Source organism: Kitasatospora sp. NPDC091335, from assembly GCF_044757205.1.
In the GTDB taxonomy this organism is placed as follows: Bacteria; Actinomycetota; Actinomycetes; order Streptomycetales; family Streptomycetaceae; genus Kitasatospora.
Genome location: NZ_JBIVUM010000004.1, coordinates 508,602 through 527,839 on the forward strand (window position 1 = coordinate 508,602; position 19,238 = coordinate 527,839).

Consider the following 19,238-nt stretch of genomic DNA (forward strand, 5'->3'; position numbering starts at 1 on the left):
CGGCGCCGTTCTGCACGATCGGCGCTGCGGCGGCCGTCGTCCAGCCGGGACAGACGGTCGAGATCGCCGACGGCGTCTACGCCGAGAACCTGACCTTCACCCGGTCGGGCACGGCCGAGGCGCCGATCACCTTCCGTGCCAGGAAGGAGGAGTTCTCCCCGGGCGGCGGCGCGAGGATCGGCGACTGGAACAAGCCGGTCAACGGCCTCGTGGTCAAGGGCGCCGGCTACCTCCGCTTCGAGAACCTCATCGTCAACTCCGCCTTCCAGAAGCCGACGGTGCTGGTCGACGGCGCCCACGACGTGTCGTTCGACAACATCGACGTCTCGGGCGGCAACGGCATCCGGATCACCAACGGTTCGGACAAGGTCCTCTTCGGCCGCGGCGCTTTCGGCTACGTGCAGGGTCCGGCGATCACCGTGGACGGCGGCTCCACCGGCACGGTGGTGACCACCAACCAGGTCCAGGCCAACTACGTGCCGGAGATGACCGGCATCCTGGTCAAGGACGCCCCGAACACCGTCGTGGTGAGCAACAGTGTCACCTCCTCCTGCTTCGCCGGGATCGTGCTGGACGGCACCTCGACCGGCGCCGTGGTCGAGAACAACGTGGTGAACACCGCGAAGAACCAGAACTCGGCCTGCGCCGACCCGGCCACCGCCACCGGGATCACCGTCGGGGCGAACGCCGTCGCGGGCACCAAGGCCGACTACAACCTGATCGACCCGAGCAGCGGTGCCGCGGCCTACAAGTGGGCCGGCACGCCGTACACCACCCAGGCCGCGTTCACCGGGGCCACCGGCCAGGGGACGCACGACTTCGTCGCCTCGACCTGGGTGCAGAAGGGCCCGGACGCGCCCGTCGACCACCGGATCGACTCGGCCGACGAGAACGCCCCCGGCATGCTGCCGTCCGACCGCGGCGCCTGGGCCCCGGTCGACAACCCGACGATCGCCAACACCGGTACCGGCAGCGGCATCCGCGACCGCGGCGCCTACGAGGACCTCGACACCGGCAGCGCGTTCACCCCGGCCGGTCCGACCCGGCTGCTGGACACCCGCGCGCCGATCGGCGTGCCGACGGCGCGGGCCGTCCCGGCGTTCGGCACCGTCGACCTCCCGGTGACGGGCGTCGCCGGCGTTCCGGCGGAGGGCGTGACGGCCGTGACGCTGAACGTGACGGTGACCGACCCGCAGCAGGACGGGCACCTCACCGTGTACCCGCACGGTGACGAGGCACCGACCGCCTCCAACCTCAACTGGACCGCCGGGCGGACGATTCCGAACCTGGTGACGGTGCCGGTGAAGGACGGCAAGGTGTCGTTCTACAACGCCTCCGGCGGCACCACCCACGTGATCGCCGACCTGGAGGGCTACTTCAGCCCCAAGGGTTCGCTGTTCCACCCCCAGGGCCCGACCCGGCTGCTGGACACCCGCGCGCCGATCGGCGTCCCGGCCGCCCAGGCCGTGCCCGCCTGGGGCACCGTCGACCTCCCGGTGAGCGGTGCCGCGGGCGTCCCGGCGTCCGGTGTCACCGCGGTGACGATGAACGTGACGGTGACCGACCCGAAGCAGGAGGGCCACCTCACCGTCTACCCGCACGGTGACGCGCTGCCGAGCGCCTCCAACCTCAACTGGACGGCGGGGCGGACGATCCCGAACCTGGTGACGGTGCCGGTGAAGGACGGCAAGGTGTCGTTCCACAACGCCTCCGGCGGCACCGTGCACGTGATCGCCGACCTCGCCGGCTACTACGCCACCGACGGCAAGCTCAGCTACCGCCCGGCCGGTCCGTACCGGGTCCTCGACACCCGCCAGGACACCTACTGGGAGTCGGGCACCCGCCCCGCGGGCACCGTCCCGGCGTGGGGCACGCTGGACGTCCCGTTCGAGGTCCCCGGCGCCACGGCGCTGACCCTCAACGTGACGGTCACCGAGCCGGGCACCGAGGGCCACCTCACCGTGTATCCGCACGGCGGCGCGGCGCCGAACGCCTCGAACCTGAACTTCCTGCCCGGCGAGACCATCCCCAACCAGGTGGTCGTCCCGATCAAGGACGGCAAGGTCTCGTTCTACAACGCGAGCGGCGCTCCGCTGCACCTGATCGTCGACCTGTCCGGCTACCAGGCGTACTGATCCCGCCGGCGAACGAACGGCCCCGGTACCGAGCCCCGCGCCCGGTACCGGGGCCGTCGGCGTGAGCGGGCCCCGCCCGGCTGAGTAGGCTCGGGCGGGTGAGCACCCCACATCCCTTCCCCGACCTGCGCGGCGCCGCCACCGGCGTCGGCTCGCTGCCCGGCACCGACGCCCGGGAGGCGGCCAAGACCGCCACCGGCGCGCTGGAGCACCTGCCGTTCCTGCCCGAGCTGCCCGCGCGCGGGCCCGGCGCCGACATGATCGGGCGCGGCGCCGGCCTCCTGGTCGAGCTGTTCGCGCAGACCGAGCCCAGCGGCTGGCGGTTCGCCGACCTTCCCGGCCGGGACACCCGGCGGGCCCACTCCTGGCTCGGCGAGGACCTGGACGCGCTGGAGGAGTTCACCCAGGGCTACCAGGGCGCGCTCAAGCTCCAGGCCGTCGGCCCCTGGACGCTGGCGGCGAACGTCGAGCTGAAGCACGGCGAGAAGGCGCTGTCCGACCACGGGGCCTGCCGCGACATCGCGGGCTCGCTCACCGAGGGCTTGCGCCGCCACCTCGCGGACGTCCGCGGGCGGGTGCCGGGCGCGCAGCTCGTCCTCCAGCTGGACGAGCCCTCGCTGCCCGCCGTCCTGTCCGGGTCGGTGAAGACCGCCAGCGGCTTCCAGCGGCTGCGCGCCGTCGACCGGCAGGTCGCCGAGGAGGTGCTGCGGGAGGTGATCCGGAGCCTCGACGTGCCCGTGGTGGTGCACAGCTGTGCCCCGGACGTCCCGGTCCCGCTGCTGCGCCGCGCCGGAGTCGCCGGGATCTCCCTCGACTTCTCCCTCCTCACCGAGCGCCAGGACGACGACCTGGGCGAGGCCGTGGAGGCGGGCACGGCGATCCTCGCTGGTGTCGTTCCCGCCACTGACCAGGCAGTGTCCGACCCTGCCGGTAGTGTCCAGGGTGTCAGGACCCTGTGGCGCAGGCTCGGGTTCGCCCCGGAGCTGCTGGGCCGCCGCGTGCTGGTGACGCCGACCTGCGGGCTGTCCGGGGCCTCCCCGGCGTACGCGCGCAAGGCGCTGTCGCTCGCGTCGCGGGCGGCACAGAGCCTGGTGGACAACCCGGAATGAGAACGTAGGAGGGCTTGCGGTGACGGCTGTCGAGGGCTGGGAGGACGTCCCGGCGGAGGTGCGCAGGCGGCACGCCGAGCTGGCACAGGAGATCACCGACCACCGCGCCCGGTACTACGAGCAGGACGCCCCGATCGTCAGCGACGCCGAGTTCGACGCCCTGATGCGGGAGCTGGAGGTGATCGAGGCCGAGCACCCGGCCCTGGTCACCCCGGACTCGCCGACGCAGAAGGTCGGCGGCGACGTCGCGGAGGGCTTCACCAAGGTCGAGCACCGGGAGCGGCTGCTCAGCCTCGACAACGCGATGGACGACGAGGAACTCGCCGCCTGGGCCGAGCGGGTCGCCCGCGAGCTGGACGGCATCGACTACCACTACCTGTGCGAGCTCAAGGTGGACGGCCTGGCCGTCAACCTCACCTACGAGCGCGGCGAGCTGGTGCTCGCCGCGACCCGGGGCACCGGCCGGGTCGGCGAGGACATCACCGCCAACGTCCGCACCATCAAGGAGATCCCGCACCGCCTCAAGGGCGAGGACATCCCCGAGCTGGTGGAGATCCGCGGTGAGGTGTTCCTCCCGACCGAGGCCTTCGAGGAGCTGAACGCCTCGCTCGCGGCCGAGAACGAGCGCCGCAGGGCGGAGAACGAGGCGCGCGCCGAGGAGGGCAAGCGCCCGCAGGCCCTCCTCAAGCTGTTCGCCAACCCCCGCAACGCCGCCGCCGGTTCGCTGCGCCAGAAGGACCCGCACGTCACCGCCTCCCGTCCGCTGCACATGGTGGTGCACGGCATCGGCGCCCGGACGGGGTTCGAGATCGACTGCCAGTCGCACGCCTACGACCTGCTGCGCGCGTGGGGCCTGCCGACCGCCCGGCACAACAGGGTGGTCGGGACCCTCGACGAGGTGCGGGAGTTCATCCGGCAGTTCGGCGAGCAGCGGCACTCGGTCGAGCACGAGATCGACGGCGTCGTGGTCAAGGTGGACGAGATCGCCCTCCAGGGCCGGCTCGGATCCACCTCCAAGTCCCCGCGCTGGGCGATCGCCTGGAAGTACCCGCCGGAGGAGGTCACCGGCAGGCTGGCGCAGATCCGGGTCGGCATCGGGCGCACCGGCCGGGCGACCCCGTTCGCGGTGCTGGCCGAGCCGGTCAAGGTCGCCGGTTCGATGGTGCAGTACGCGACGCTGCACAACCAGGAGATCGTCAAGGCGAAGGGCGTGCTGCTCGGCGACACGATCGTGCTGCGCAAGGCCGGTGACGTGATCCCGGAGATCCTCGGGCCGGTGGAGGACCTGCGGGACGGCACCGAGCAGGAGTTCGTGATGCCCTCGCACTGCCACGAGTGCGGGGCCGAGCTGCGTCCGATGTCCGAGGGCGACATCGATCTGCGATGCCCCAACGCCCAGTTCTGCCCGGCCCAGATCCGGGAGCGGATCGCCTTCCTGGGCGGCCGCTCCTCGCTGGACATCGACGGCCTCGGCTACGTCGCGGCCACCGCGCTGACCCAGCCGCTGGAGCCGGCCGAGGCGCCGGTGAAGGACGAGGGCGACATCTTCGGGCTGACCATGGAGCAGCTGCTGCCGATCCAGGTGCTGGTGCGCGACCAGAAGACGGGCATGCCGAAGCTGGACGACCGGACCGGCAAGGAGAAGAAGGCCACCTTCTTCGCCAACCAGAAGGGCGAGCCCAAGAAGACGGCCGGTCTCCTGCTGGAGAACCTGGAGAAGGTCAAGGAGCGTCCGCTCTGGCGCTTCCTCAACGGGCTCTCGATCCGGCACGTGGGGCCGGTCGCCGCGCAGGAGCTGGCCCGGGAGTTCCGAGACCTGGACCGGATCTTCTCGGCCACCGAGGAGGAGCTGGCCGCCGTCGAGGGGGTCGGGCCGATCATCGCCCGGTCCGTGGTCGAGTGGTACCAGGAGGAGTGGCACCGCGACATCCTGGAGAAGTGGCGCACCGCCGGCGTCCGCTTCACCGAGGAGTTCGCGGACGAGGAGGAGGCGGACCGTCCGCTGGAGGGCCTGACCGTCGTGGTGACCGGCACCCTGGCCGGCCACACCCGGGACGGCGCCAAGGAGGCGCTGACCTCGCGCGGAGCGAAGGTGACCGGTTCGGTTTCGAAGAAGACCGATTTTGTGGTCGCCGGTGACAATCCAGGGTCCAAGTATGACAAGGCCGTTCAGCTCGGCCTGCCGGTCCTGGACGACGCCGGGTTCGCCGTGCTGCTCGCCGACGGGCCGGCCGCCGCCCGTGCCCACCTGGGACTTCCGGAGCCGGAGGGGGCGGAGGAGGCGAAGAAGGAGCCCGTCGAGGACTGACCCGGGCGGCCGGTGACCGGATCGGTGTTGTTATCGTCCTGATGCAGCGTCATCGGGTGCCGCCCTGTGAAAGCGGGCATTGTGTCACTGTGCGACACCCGGGCGCGGTGGCGCGTTTCCGGTTGTCCGAAAGTCTGCCCACCGGGTGGACCCCGGCATACCCTGGAGCGCAACAGAGTGTCAGCAGGGGTGGGGGCACCGGCTGGGCCGGTGTTCCGCGGGGTCGCTCCATGCCCGGCAGCTGTCGGTACCGGCACGGTGCCTCACCGTAAGGCGGCCTGACGGGGCGGGCCCGACGGAGGACAGGGCTTATGGATCGTACGACCGGCGGTGCGCCCACACGCCCGCCGCAGGGGGTGGCGGGGGCGGTCCTGCTGCTCGGCGTGCTGCTGGCCGGAGCCGCGCCGCTCATCCCGCTGGCCGTCCTGGTCTACCGGTACGAACCCGAGTTGCTGCCGCTGTTCGCCGTGCCCCTGGCGGTGCTGGTGGCGGCCTGGCGGATCGCCCGGGACCGCGCCCGCGACCAGCTGACCGATCCCCTGACGGACCTGCCCAACCGTCAGGCCCTGCTGCTGGCCGCCCAGGAGGCGATCGCGGAGTGTGAACAGGGCTACAGCGTCGGTCTCATCCTGCTCGATCTCGACCGCTTCCGGTCGCTCAACGACACACTCGGTCATACGGCCGGCGACCGGCTGCTGGTTCACATCGCCCGCCGGCTGCACCGGGCACTGCGCTCCGGCGGTCCGGCCGGCAGCGCCACCCGGGAGTCCATCGACGACGTCTTCGCCGGCCTGCCCAGGCACTACCGCCGCGGCCGTCCGATGGTGGCCAGGATGGGCGGCGACGAGTTCGCCGTCCTGCTGCCCGGCATCAACTGCCCGGACAGCCTGGAACGGGTCGCCAAGGCGCTGATCGCCGAACTCGCCGCCCCGATCCGGCTGGACGGACTGCTGCTCGTCCTGGAGGCCAGCGGCGGCGTCTGCGTCTACCCGCAGCACGCCCAGGACGCCGAGTCGCTGCTGCGCCGGGCCGACGTCGCGATGGGCCACGCCCAGCGCGGATGCAGCGGCGTGGCCCAGTACGACGAGACCCAGGACGCCGACACCCCGTACCGGATCGGTCTGCTGGGGGACCTGCGCCGGGCGCTGGAGGCCGGCGAGGTGCAGCTGCACTACCAGCCGAAGGTGGCCTTCGACGGCCGGGTGGTCGGCCTGGAGGCGCTGCTGCGCTGGGAGCGGCCAGGGCAGGGGAAGGTCTCGCCGGACGAGTTCGTCGGGCTCGCCGAGTCCAGCGGCCTGATGCCCCGGCTCACCGACTACGTGCTGGAGGCGGCCGTCGGCCAGCTCGCGTACTGGCGCGAACAGGGCCTCCAGGTGCAGGTCGCGGTCAACGTCTCGCCGCGCGACGTGCTCAACCCCGGCTTCGCCCAGCGGGTGGCCGGGCACCTCGTGCGCCACCAGGTGCCCGCCCACGCGCTCCAGCTGGAGATCACCGAGCGGCTGCTGCTGGACGACTCCCGGCGGGCCGCCGACACCCTGGCCGAACTGCGCGGCTACGGCGTCGGGATGTCCCTGGACGACTTCGGCACCGGGCACTCCTCGCTGGTGCGGCTGCGCAGCCTGCCGGTCGGCGAGCTGAAGATCGACCGCTCCTTCGTCTCCCGGATGGTCGCCGACGACCACGACGCGGCGGTGGTCCGCTGCTCGGTGGAGCTCGCCCACTCGCTGGGCCTGACCGTGGTCGCCGAGGGCGTCGAGGACGACGAGACCTGGGAGCGGCTGCACTGCATGGGCGTGGACGCCGTCCAGGGCTGGCTGGTGTCGGCGGCGCTGCCGGCCGAGCAGGCCACCGCCTGGCTGCGGGTGCACCGCACCGGCGCCCCGCCGGTGGAGCGGCTCGGCGTACCGCCCCAGCTGCACGCCGGCTTCCAGCCGGCCCAGGGCACCAGGCCGATCGCCCAGCCCGTCAGGCCGCCGGTGCTGCCGGTGCTGCCGCCGACGCTCCCGCCGTGCCGGCCGCCGGTCATCCCGCCCACGCTGCCGCCGGTGGCGCCGGTGGCCCAGGTGGCGCAGGCCGCCCACATGGAGATCAATCCGCAGGGCTGGGCCCGCACCAGGCCGCAGTAGCACCAGACCGCGGCTGCACCAGGCCGCGGCGGAACCCGGCGGACGGCGCGGCCGGGGGCACCCGCAGGACGTCGCGCCGGGGCGGTGACGGGGTGGTGACGGGGCGGTGACGGGCGCCTCGGTTCACGCGTTGGCCGGTGGCCGGTCCCGGCCCCATAGGATGGGGTCCAAAGACCACGAGGACGGAGCGTCGAACCCGGCTGCTCCGACCCGGGCCCGGCACCGTCCGCAAGGCACCGCCGGGCCTCACCAGAACTCACCCTGAGGATCGCTGCATGCCTGGCATCACGCGCGAGGAGGTCGCCCACCTCGCCCGGCTGTCGCGTCTTGAGCTGAAGCCCGAAGAGCTGGACCACTTCGCCGAGCAGCTCGACGTGATCATCGGCGCGGTCGCCCGCGTTTCCGAGGTCGCCGGACAGGACGTCCCGCCGACCTCCCACCCGCTGCCGCTGACCAACGTCATGCGCGCGGACGAGGTACGGCCGTCGCTCACCCCGGAGCAGGCGCTGTCCGGCGCCCCCGCCGCCGAGGAGCAGCGATTCCGTGTGCCGCAGATTCTCGGGGAGGACTGACCGAAATGACCGAGCTGATCCCCACGCCGATCATCAAGTGGACGGCTGCCGAGACCGCGGGTGCCATCGCCAAGGGCGAGGTGTCCGCCGTCGAGGTCGCGCAGGCCCACCTGGACCGCATCGACGCGGTCGACAAGAAGGTCAACGCCTTCCTGCACGTCGACACCGAGGGCGCGCTGGCCGCGGCCAGGGCCGTCGACGAGAAGCGCGCCAAGGGCGAGGAGCTGGGCCCTCTGGCCGGCGTCCCGCTCGCGCTCAAGGACGTCTTCACCACCAAGGGCATCCCGACCACCTGCGGCTCGAAGATGCTCGAAGGCTGGATCCCGCCGTACGACGCCACGCTGACCGGCCGTCTCAAGGACGCCGGCGTGGTCATCCTCGGCAAGACCAACATGGACGAGTTCGCGATGGGCTCCTCCACCGAGAACTCCGCGTACGGCGTGACCGGCAACCCGTGGGACCTGTCCCGCATCCCCGGCGGCTCCGGCGGCGGTTCGGCCGCCGCGCTGGCCGCCTTCGAGGCCCCGCTGGCGATCGGCACCGACACCGGCGGCTCGATCCGCCAGCCCGGCGCCGTCACCGGCACCGTCGGCGTCAAGCCGACCTACGGCTCGGTGTCCCGCTACGGCCTGGTGGCGTTCTCGTCCTCGCTCGACCAGGGCGGCCCGTGCGCCCGCACCGTGCTGGACGCGGCGCTGCTGCACGAGGCCATCGCCGGGCACGACCCGCTGGACTCCACCTCGATCGACGCGCCCGTCCCGGCCGTGGTCGAGGCCGCGAGGATGCGCGACGTCCGCGGCATGCGGATCGGCGTCGTCAAGGAGTTCGCCGGCGAGGGCTACCAGGCCGGCGTGATGCAGCGCTTCGACGAGTCGGTGGAGCTGCTGCGCGAGCTGGGCGCCGAGGTCGTCGAGGTCTCCTGCCCGTCCTTCACCCTGGCGCTGCCGGCGTACTACCTGATCGCGCCCAGCGAGTGCTCCTCCAACCTGGCCCGCTTCGACGCCATGCGCTACGGCCTGCGGGTCGGCGACGACGGCACCCGCTCGGCCGAGGAGGTCACCGCCCTGACCCGCGAGGCCGGCTTCGGCCCCGAGGTGAAGCGCCGCATCATCCTGGGCACCTACGCCCTGTCCTCGGGCTACTACGACGCCTACTACGGCTCGGCCCAGAAGGTCCGCACGCTCATCTCGCGCGACTTCGACGCCGCCTTCGCGGGCGTGGACGTGCTGGTCTCGCCGACCACGCCGACCACCGCCTTCCCGATCGGCGAGCGCGCCGACGACCCGATGGCGATGTACCTGGCAGACCTGTGCACGATTCCGTCGAACCTGGCGGGCAACGCGGCCATGTCGCTGCCGGTCGGCCTGGCCCCGGAGGACAATCTCCCGGTCGGCCTCCAGATCATCGCACCCGCGATGGCGGACGACCGCCTGTACCGCGTGGGCGGCGCCGTCGAGGCCGCACTCAACGACAAGTGGGGGCACACCCTGCTGGAGGAGGCACCGGCACTGTGAGCAAGATCGAGAAGGCGAAGTCCCAGTCCGCTTCGCTCAAGGGGTGGAAGCACTCGAAGCCCGGCCTGTGGCTGTCCATCGGCACCAGCGCGTTCGGCGCGATCTCCATCGCCAAGGACGTCCGCAAGGCCCGCGCGGAGAGCGACACCCTCAAGCTGGTCAACGCGCTGGTCGGCGCGGCCGCGCTGGTCACCGGCACCGCCCTGCTGGTGCGCGAGCTGCGTCACCTGGGCTCCGACGACGTGCTGCTGGGCTAGCAGCCGTGGCGGGCCCGGGCTGACGGCCCGGGCCCGCCGTGCCCACGGGGAAGAACAAGGACGTCCGCCCAAACACATCGGCCTTGAGCTTCTCTCCCAGCTGCCGTCGTACCAACGATGGCGTGTGGACACCGAAGACGCACTGAAGACGAAGGGATTCCTGTGAGCACCATGAATCTGGTGTCCTACGACGACGCACTGGCCTCCTACGACCCGGTGATGGGCCTTGAGGTCCACGTCGAGCTGGGTACCAAGACCAAGATGTTCTGCGGCTGCTCGACCGAGCTGGGCGCCGAGCCGAACAGCCAGACCTGCCCGACCTGTCTGGGCCTGCCGGGCTCGCTGCCGGTGGTCAACGCGACCGGCGTGGAGTCGGCCGTCAAGATCGGCCTCGCGCTGAACTGCGAGATCGCCGAGTGGTGCCGGTTCGCGCGGAAGAACTACTTCTACCCGGACATGCCCAAGAACTTCCAGACCTCGCAGTACGACGAGCCGATCGCCTTCAACGGCTACCTCGACGTGCAGCTGGAGGACGGCACGACCTTCCGGGTGGAGATCGAGCGCGCCCACATGGAGGAGGACACCGGCAAGTCCAGCCACGTCGGCGGGGCCACCGGCCGCATCCACGGCGCCACCCACTCGCTGCTCGACTACAACCGGGCCGGCATCCCGCTGATCGAGATCGTCACCAAGCCGATCGAGGGGGCTGGCGAGCGCGCCCCCGAGGTCGCCAAGGCGTACGTCGCCGAACTGCGCGAGCTGATCAAGGCGCTGGGCGTCTCCGAGGCCCGGATGGACAAGGGCCAGATGCGCTGCGACGTCAACCTGTCGCTGCGCCCGAACGGCACCGAGACCTTCGGCACCCGCTCGGAGACCAAGAACGTCAACTCGCTGCGCAGCGTGGAGCGGGCCGCCCGGTTCGAGATCCAGCGGCACGCCACGGTGCTCACCGACGGCGGCACGATCATCCAGGAGACCCGTCACTTCCACGAGGAGGACGGCAGCACCACCTCGGGCCGGATCAAGGACAACGCCGAGGACTACCGCTACTTCCCCGAGCCGGACCTGGTGCCGGTGGCCCCCGCCCGGGAGTGGGTCGAGGAGCTGCGCGCCGCCCTGCCCGAGCTGCCGCGGGTGCGCCGCGCCCGGCTCCAGGCCGAGTGGGGCCTGTCCGACAAGGACATGCAGTCGGTGCTCAACGCCGGTGCGGTGGAGTCGATCCAGGAGACCATCGCGGCCGGCGCCCCCGCCGACCAGGCCCGCAAGTGGTGGATGGGCGAGCTGGCCCGCCGCGCCAACGAGACCGGCACCGAGCTGAGCGAGCAGCCGATCACCCCGGCGCAGGTCGCCCGGGTCGCCGCGCTGGTCGCCGAGGGCAAGCTGAACGACAAGCTGGCCCGCCAGGTCATCGAGGGCGTGCTGGCCGGCGAGGGCGAGCCGGACGAGATCGTCGGGAAGCGCGGCCTGGCCGTGGTCTCGGACGACTCCGCGCTGGGCGCCGCCGTCGACCAGGCCATCGCCGAGAACGAGGCGATCGCCGCCAAGATCCGCGACGGCAAGGTCGCCGCGGTGGGCGCGCTGGTCGGCGCGGTCATGAAGGCCACCCGCGGCCAGGCCGACGCGGCCCGGGTGAAGGATCTGATCCTGGAGCGGCTTGCCGTGGAAGGACAGTAGGCACAGCCTGGAGCGGCTTGCCGTGGAAGGACAGTAGGCACAGCCTGGAGCGGCTTGCCGTGGAAGGACAGTAGGCACAGCCCGGAGCGGCTTGCCGTGGAAGGACAGTAGGCACAGCCCGGAAAGCTGGGCGCCTCCGACTGAGATGCTCCTCAGGCTGTCAACCCTGTCTTCCTAAGGCATCTAAGCCATCTAAGGCCCTCTAAGTAAGGCCTAAGGCCCGGTCTCACCTCTGTAATGGGGTGAGGTCGGGCCTTAAACCTTCTCCCGCGCCCGATCTGCCCCCGATCTAAGGCCTCCGGGCCCCGGAAGATGCGGCACGCTCCCGATGCGGCACCCCCCACTGGCGGAGGAAGCTCTTACTCGTCAGCAGGACGGCGAAACGCAGTGAGACCCGCAGGGGGAGCAGAGATGATCGAGTACCAGACCTTCCAGCAACAGGCCCACGAGCTCGTGGCCCGCGCCGAGCACGAGCGCCTGGTGCGCGAGGCCAAGGAGGCGAGCCGGCTGCGGCAGCGTCCGGTGGCCACCCGCTTCCAGCGGCGCCCCGTGCGTCAGCCCGAATGCTGACGGTCCGGCATCCGGACGGTGCCGACGGAGTCCCGGAGGGGGAGACGCTGCGAGTGAGCGTCTCCCCCTCCGGGCGTTCGGGCCCCGCACCCCGTTCGCGCTGGGAGATAACCCCTCGGCCGGTCCCCACCGGCTATGGCATGCTCGCCTCCATGCAGCACACATCGGTCAGCCCCGTCTTCGTCGGCCGTGGCAACGAGATCACCGAGCTGACCGACGCGCTGCGCCGCGCGGGCACCGGCAGCCCGCAGGCCGTCCTGATCGGCGGCGAGGCGGGCGTCGGCAAGACCCGGTTGCTGGAGGAGTTCCTGGAGCGCGCCGCCGCCCGGGGCGCGGTCACCTCGCTCGGCGGCTGCCTGGAGGTCGGCGCCGAGGGGCTCCCGTACGCGCCGCTGGCCACCGCGCTGCGCAGGCTGCACCGCTCGCTGGGCGCCGAACTGGAGGCCGCCGCGGCCGGCAGCGAGGGTCATCTCGCCCTGCTGCTCTCCGAGTTCGGCGAGGTGGACGGCGAACCCAACGACGAGTACAGCCGGGCCCGGCTGTTCGAGCACACCGCGAGGCTGTTCGAACGGCTCGGCGCGGACCGTACCCTCGTCCTCGCCGTCGAGGACCTGCACTGGTCCGACCGTTCCACCCGCGAGCTGCTCGCCTTCCTGGTGCGCACCCTGCACCGCTCCCGGGTGCTGCTGGTCGCCACCTACCGCACCGACGACCTGCACCGCCGGCACCCGCTGCGCCCCTTCCTGGCCGAGCTGGAGCGGCTGCGCACCGTCCAGCGACTGGAGCTCGCCCGGTTCGACCGTCGCGAGGTCGCGGCCCAGCTGGCCGGCATCCTCGGCACCACCGCCCCCGACCGCCAGCTGGTGGACCGCATCCACCGCCGCTCGGAGGGGAACCCGTTCTTCGTCGAGGAGCTGGCCACCGCCTTCGAGGACGGCTGCGGCGCCGGGCTGACCGACTCGCTGCGGGACATCCTGCTGGTACGGGTCGAGGGCCTGGCCGAGGACGCCCAGCGGGTGGTGCGGATCGCCGCCGAGGGCGGCTCGCACGTCGAGCACGCCCTGCTGGCCGCCGTCCTGGACGACGACGAGGAGGCGCTGATCGAGGCCCTGCGGGTGGCCGTCGGCGCCAACATCCTGCGCCCGGACAGTGAGGGCGAGGGCTACCGGTTCCGGCACGCGCTGGTCCGCGAGGCGGTCTCGGACGACCTGCTGCCCGGCGAACGGCACCGGATCAACCGCAAGTTCGCACTCGCCGTGGAGGCCCAGCCGCAGCTCGTCCCCGGTGACGCGCTGCCCGCCAGGCTGGCCAACTACTGGTACCACGCGCACGATCCGGCCCGCGCCCTGCCGACCGCCCTGGACGCCGCCCGCGCGGCCCGCCGCCGCAACGCCTTCGCCGAGCAACTCGGCATGCTGGAACGGGCCCTGGAGCTGTGGGACCTGGTCTCCGAGGAGGTGCTGGCGCACACCCTGCGCCCGTACGACTGGGCCGAGACCTACCCGCCGGGCTCCTGCGACCACAGTGGCGCGGACGAGGACCGCGGCCGGATCCAGCTGGTCGACGTGCTGGCCGAGGCGGTGGTCGCGGCCCGGCGCAGCGGCGACCGCGAGCGCGGCCTGAGCCTGGCCAAGCGCGGCATCCGGCTGGTCGACGAAGCCGAACACCCGGTGCGGGCGGCCTGGTTCCGGATCAACCGGGCCCGGATGCTGGGCAGTCTGCGCCGCTCCGGGGACGACGAGGAGATCGCCCACGCGCACCGGCTGGTGGAGCACCTGGCGCCGTCCGCCGTGCAGGCCGAGGTGTTCGCCCTCGGCGCCGGGTCCGCCATGCTCAAGAAGCCGGGCCCCGAGCACGTCGGGCTGGCCGAGCGGGCGATCAGGACCGCCCAGGAGGTCGGCGCCCACTCGGTCGAGGTGCACGCCAGGATGACCCTCGGCAGCCTGCGCTACGAGTTGCAGGGCGACGCCGAGGGCGGGCTGGCCGAACTCGCCGGCGCGGTCGAGCGGGCCCGCCTGCTGGGCGTGCCCGACCTGCTGCTGCGCGGCATCAACAACCTGGCCAGCATGCAGCGCGGGCTGGGCCGGTCAGAGGAGGCCGTCGCCCTGAGCAGGGAGGGCCTGGACTTCGCCGACGGCAAGGGCCTGCTGCGCAACATCGGCACCATCCTGACCGGCAACCTGGTCGAGGCGCTGACCGACCTCGGGCGGGTGGGGGAGGCCGCCGAGGTGCTCGCCGCCTGCGAGCTGACCAGCCTGACCGGCACCCACGCCGAGTTCCTGGACCGGATGCGCGGCGAACTCGCCCTGCTGAAGGGCGACCTGCCCGTCGCGGCGACCATGCTGGCGCAGGCCAGGGCGGCCAACCGGGTCGGCCAGGTCCAGCACAGCGTGCCGATCAGCCGGCTGGCGGTGCGGCTCGCGGCGCTCGGCGGCCGGCCGCTGGAGGCCAGGGCCGAGCTGCTCGCCGCGCTCGCCGAGGAGGGGCGCAGCGGCAACGAGTCCGACGTCTACCCGCTGCTGGCCGAGGCCGCCGCGGTGGAGGCGGACAGCCGGGGCCTGCCGCAGGCCGAGGCGGGCCGGGCGGGGGCGCTGGCGGCGATCGCCGCGGCCGCCGCCGAACTGCGGCCGAGGGCGCCGCTGCACCACGGCTGGGCCCGGCTGCTGGAGGCCGAACTGGCGCGCGCCGAGGGTGCGGACACCCCGGAGGGCTGGGCCGCCGCGGTCGAGACACTGCGGCCGACCGGCCTGCCGTACCCGCTCGCGCTCGCCCTGCTGCGGGCCGGTGAGGCCGCGGTGCAGGCCGGGCGGCGCGAGGCCGGCGCCGAACTGCTGCGCGAGGCGGCCGAACTGGCGGCCGTCCGGGACGACCGGCTGCTCGGCGGGCAGATCGCCGCCCTGGCCGAACGGGCCGGGCTGAGCCTCGCCCCGGCCGGGCGGACGGCCGCCGCGGTACCGGTCCAGAGCGCCGGGGACTCCTTCAACCTCACTCCCCGTGAGCGCGACGTGCTCCGGCTGCTCGCGCGCGGCTGGACCAACCGGCAGATCGCCGGGGAACTGTACATCTCTCCGAAGACCGCGAGCGTGCACGTCTCCAACATCCTCGGCAAGCTCGCCGTCGGCGGCCGGGGCGAGGCGGCCGCGCTGGCGCACCGGCTGCGGCTGTTCCCGGACGACCTGGCCCCCTCCGGCCGCTGAGACACGCCCCGCCACGGGCCCGGACCGGCTTCGACCGGTCCGGGCCCGCCGTTTCGCCTGCCCGGCACCGTCGCTCCGCATCGTCGTCGCGCCTGCCCGGCACCGCCGTTCGTCCGTCCTGGAACCGGTGTTCGGGCGCCGCCTCATGCTCCCGTGCGCGCCGCGTGAGCCCCCGCCCGCGCGCCGCCGCCAACCGGGCCTATCCGTAGGAATCAGGGGCATTTCCCCACCCTTTCGCCATTACTCTAAGTTGAGTGTGCGTGTCATTGAGTGACGGAATTGGTGTAGGGTCCATTTTGGGAGCATCGGTACGGTGTGGCGGTCGGAAGGCCGCCCACCCCCTGGGCCACCGCCCTGACGGGGCGCCAGGCCACCGCGCACGGCCGAGAGGTGCGCGGCCGGTGGCCCGTGGCCGGGGCGCGAGGCCCCGGGCCGGAGGGGGAGAGGCCGAGTGAGCTCCACCGAAACGGTGCTGCCCGGAACCGGACGGCCGGACGCACCGCACACCGACACGTCCGCCGCCGACGTGCCCGCGCCGGCCCGTCGCTGCCCGCTGTGGCTGTTCCGGGAGAGCCGCACGCTGCCCGGCCTCGTCCTGGGCGTGCTCTGCCTGGCCTACGCCAGCGGCGCCGCGGCCGGCTGGGGATCGCACCAACTGTCCGTCTTCATGGGCGACTTCGGCCTGGCCGCGGCGGCCCTGGCGGCCGCGCTTTCGTGCCTGGTGTACGGCTGCACGGCCGCCGGGCACGCCCGCCCTGCCTGGCTGCTGTTCGGCCTCTCCTCGTTCATGGTGGCCTTCGGCAACGGCACCTGGGGCTGGTACGAGCTGGTCGAACGCACCCCGCTGCCCAAGGACTCGCTCGCCGAGTACGCCTTCCTGCTGTTCGCCCCGCTCGCCATCACCGGCGTCCTGGTGCTCGCCAAGCACCCGCGCACGGCGGCCGGCTGGCTCTGCCTGCTGCTCGACGGCTGGCTGATCGCCGGCTCGCTGTTCACCCTGAGCTGGAGCCTGGCGCTCGGCCGGATCGCGGCCGGCGAGGACGGCTCCCCGCTGCGGCTGGCCCTCAACCTGGCCTACCCGGTGCTGGACATCCTGCTGGTCAGCCTGGTGGTGGGACTGCGTTTCGGGGGCCGGGACGGCAACCGGGCCGCGGTGCACACCGCGATGCTGGCGCTCGCCGTCACCGTCACCTGCGACGCCCTGTTCACCTCCCCTGAGCTGCGCAGCAGCTACCACTCGGGCGAACTCCTGGACGCCGGCTGGTTCTCCGGCAGTCTGCTGCTGGCCTGGGCGCCGTGGTCGCCGCGCCGGCGCCGCCCGCTGCGCGAGCACCCCTCGGCCGGCGGCCTGCCGCGCCGCCGGGTGGCCACCACCTTCAGCGCGCTCACCCCGTACGCCGCCGCCGCGGTCTGTACCGCCGGCATCCTCTACAACGCCCTCGGCGGGCGGGAGTTGGACCGGGTGGTGGCGGCCGCCGCCTGCACCGTCGGGCTGGCGCTGATCCTCCGGCAGGGCGTGATGCTGCTCGACAACCTGTCGCTGGCCCAGGAACTCGCCCACAAGGAGGCGCACTTCCGCTCCCTGGTGCAGGGCTCCAGCGACGTCATCATGATCGCCGGCGCCAACGGCGTGCTCTCGTACGTCTCCCCGGCCGCGCTCGGCGTCTACGGGCGGGACCCGGAGGAGCTGGTCGGCGGCAACCTGCTGGACCTGGTCCACCCCGAGGACGTCGGCCGGGTGCTCTCCGAGGTCCGCCGCTACGTCGCCAGGGTCCGGCTCACCACCCACCGCGGCCCCGGCAACGCCGAGCTCTCCACCCGGGTCGAGTGCCGGATCAGCTCCGGCTCCGGGGAGTGGCTGCACGTCGAGTCCACGATCAGCCGGCACCGCGACGGCCTGCTGCTCAACAGCCGGGACGTCACCGAACGCGTCATGCTCCAGGCCCAGTTGCAGCACAACGCCTTCCACGACCCGCTCACCGACCTGCCCAACCGGGCGCTGTTCACCCAGCGACTGAGAGCCGCCCTCGGCGCCCGTGGCCAGCTGGGCGACACGGGCGCCGGGATCGCCGTGCTCTTCATCGACCTGGACGGCTTCAAGGCGGTCAACGACACCGCGGGGCACCAGGTCGGCGACGAGCTGCTGGTGCAGGCCGCCCGCAGGCTCCAGAACGCCGTCCGCTGCGGGGACACCGTCGCCCGGTTCGGCGGCGACGAGTTCGCCGCCCTGGTCTGCGGCCCGCTGGGCCGCCTCCAGGTCCAGGAGCTGGCCGAGCGGCTGCGGCTCGCGCTCTCCGACCCGTACTGGATCGGCGGCGCCGAACTCGGTGTCGCCGCCAGCATCGGCATCGCCTTCGGCACCCCCGAGCGCGGCGCGGCCGCCGACCCCAGAGCCGCCGCCGACGAGCTGATGCGCAACGCCGACCTCGCGATGTACCGGGCCAAGTCCGAGGGCAAGGGCCGGGTGGTGCTCTACGCCCCCGCGATGCGGGCCGACCTGGAGCGCCGCACCGAGCTGGAGGAACGGCTGCGGCTGGCCGTCCGGGAGGGCGGCTTCACGCTGCTCCACCAGCCCGTGGTCGACCTCTCCAGCGGCACGGTGACCGGCGTCGAGGCACAGGCCCGCTGGCGCTCGCTGGGCGGCCTGCTGCTCACCCCGGCCGAGTTCCTGCGCTCGACCGAGCACGGCGACGCGGCCACCCGGTTCTCCCGCTGGCTGGTCCTGGAGGCGGTCACCGCGGCCGCCGAGCGGCGCGGCCTGCCGGGCAGGGGCCGCGTCGCGCCGGAGCCCGTCCCGGTGGCCGTCCGGCTCTCCGTCGAACGGCTCTGCTCGCCCGGCCTGTACGAGACGGTGGCCGCGGCGCTGCGCGACAGCGGACTGCCCGCCGACGAGCTGGTGATCGAGGTGGCCAGGATGGGCCCGGACTCGCTCGCCGACGAACTCGGCCGCCGGCTCTCCGCCCTGCGCGGCCTCGGCGTCTCCACCTGGCTGGCCGGGTACGGCGCCGGCGGCGGTTCGCTCGGCGCGCTCGCCCGGCTGCCGCTGGACGGGCTCAAGCTGGACCGCACGCTCGTCCAGGACCTCGGCGAGTCCCCGCTCAGCCGTACCCTCGCCGGGCACGCGCTGCGGCTCGGCCGCGACCTCGGCATGGCCACCGCCGCGGAGGGCGTGGACCTGCCCCGGCAGGTCGCCGCGCTCCAGGACCTGGGCTGCGGGCAGGCCCAGGGCTCGGCCTTCGCCCCGCCGCTGGACGAGCCCCGGCTGCGCCGGGCGCTGGCCCGCCGGAGCTATCCGCTGCCCACGCCGCCGGGCCCGCTCTCCGCCCGGCGCCCGTACCCGGCCGCCGCCGCCGACACCCGGGCGGGTGGCCGGGCGGGTGCCAGGACGGACGCCACGCCGGGACGTGGCGCACATCACCACGGCGGTCCTGACCTGCCCGAACGCCGTGCCGCCACCGGCCCGTCCGGCGGTCCGCATGGCGAGACGGTCATCCCACCTGCTTGACATGCCGCCCCGCACGGGAGGAAGGTCGTTGCCATGCGCACCCGAATTCTCGTACTTGGCGGGCGCGTCGGCTGAGTGGGCTCGAACGCCCTGCTCGTGACAGACCGACGCGCCACCCCTCGCATGCCCTTGGGCACGAGGGGTTTTTTGTTGCACTGACGCTGTTCCACCTCCGCAAGACCCCTGGCCTCGGCCGCCCGAGCACGTCCGACGTACCGGACCAGAGCGGGACGATCGAGGCAGAGCCGGCGATCGACCCGGACCGGGACCC

At 73.0% G+C, this 19,238-nt stretch carries 12 protein-coding genes; 11 read left to right on the plus strand and 1 reads right to left on the minus strand.

The window, feature by feature from the left end:
- Positions 1-76 precede the first annotated feature (76 nt).
- The gene (locus tag ACIQOW_RS13665; RefSeq protein ID WP_401083699.1) at positions 77-202 is read right to left on the minus strand and encodes a hypothetical protein; all 126 of its coding nucleotides are present in this window, start codon (positions 200-202) and stop codon (positions 77-79) included.
- Positions 203-209: 7 nt separating this feature from the next.
- On the opposite strand from ACIQOW_RS13665, the gene ACIQOW_RS13670 reads away from it, so the two are divergent.
- The 11 genes from ACIQOW_RS13670 (at position 210) to ACIQOW_RS13720 (ending at position 18,967) form a co-directional block, all read left to right on the plus strand.
- On the plus strand, positions 210-2,135 hold the full coding sequence (locus ACIQOW_RS13670) for a right-handed parallel beta-helix repeat-containing protein (protein WP_401083701.1): 1,926 nt from the start codon (positions 210-212) through the stop codon (positions 2,133-2,135).
- A gap of 98 nt (positions 2,136-2,233) precedes the next feature.
- Complete coding sequence (locus tag ACIQOW_RS13675; RefSeq protein ID WP_401083703.1) at positions 2,234-3,244, plus strand: methionine synthase; 1,011 nt, start codon at positions 2,234-2,236, stop codon at positions 3,242-3,244.
- A 19-nt stretch (positions 3,245-3,263) separates the two neighbouring features.
- On the plus strand, positions 3,264-5,552 hold the full coding sequence (gene ligA / locus ACIQOW_RS13680) for an NAD-dependent DNA ligase LigA (RefSeq protein ID WP_401083705.1): 2,289 nt from the start codon (positions 3,264-3,266) through the stop codon (positions 5,550-5,552).
- Positions 5,553-5,863: 311 nt separating this feature from the next.
- Entirely contained in the window at positions 5,864-7,678 is a 1,815-nt protein-coding gene (locus ACIQOW_RS13685; RefSeq protein WP_401083707.1) for a putative bifunctional diguanylate cyclase/phosphodiesterase, read from the plus strand.
- Positions 7,679-7,953: 275 nt separating this feature from the next.
- On the plus strand, positions 7,954-8,250 hold the full coding sequence (gene gatC / locus ACIQOW_RS13690; RefSeq protein WP_030057414.1) for an Asp-tRNA(Asn)/Glu-tRNA(Gln) amidotransferase subunit GatC: 297 nt from the start codon (positions 7,954-7,956) through the stop codon (positions 8,248-8,250).
- Positions 8,251-8,255: 5 nt separating this feature from the next.
- A complete protein-coding gene (gatA, locus tag ACIQOW_RS13695; RefSeq protein WP_188298354.1) occupies positions 8,256-9,764 on the plus strand; it encodes an Asp-tRNA(Asn)/Glu-tRNA(Gln) amidotransferase subunit GatA in 1,509 nt (502 codons plus the stop codon).
- Positions 9,761-10,021: a hypothetical protein gene (locus ACIQOW_RS13700; protein WP_401083709.1), complete on the plus strand. Its 261-nt coding sequence runs from the start codon at positions 9,761-9,763 to the stop codon at positions 10,019-10,021. Before gatA ends, ACIQOW_RS13700 begins: the two co-directional genes overlap by 4 nt.
- A gap of 171 nt (positions 10,022-10,192) precedes the next feature.
- On the plus strand, positions 10,193-11,695 hold the full coding sequence (gene gatB, locus ACIQOW_RS13705) for an Asp-tRNA(Asn)/Glu-tRNA(Gln) amidotransferase subunit GatB (RefSeq protein ID WP_401083766.1): 1,503 nt from the start codon (positions 10,193-10,195) through the stop codon (positions 11,693-11,695).
- A 411-nt stretch (positions 11,696-12,106) separates the two neighbouring features.
- On the plus strand, positions 12,107-12,265 hold the full coding sequence (locus tag ACIQOW_RS13710; protein WP_188298359.1) for a hypothetical protein: 159 nt from the start codon (positions 12,107-12,109) through the stop codon (positions 12,263-12,265).
- A 152-nt stretch (positions 12,266-12,417) separates the two neighbouring features.
- Positions 12,418-15,462, plus strand: coding sequence for an AAA family ATPase (locus ACIQOW_RS13715; RefSeq protein WP_401083711.1), 3,045 nt, complete (start codon positions 12,418-12,420; stop codon positions 15,460-15,462).
- 553 nt (positions 15,463-16,015) lie between these two features.
- On the plus strand, positions 16,016-18,967 hold the full coding sequence (locus ACIQOW_RS13720; protein ID WP_401083767.1) for a putative bifunctional diguanylate cyclase/phosphodiesterase: 2,952 nt from the start codon (positions 16,016-16,018) through the stop codon (positions 18,965-18,967).
- Positions 18,968-19,238 lie beyond the last annotated feature (271 nt).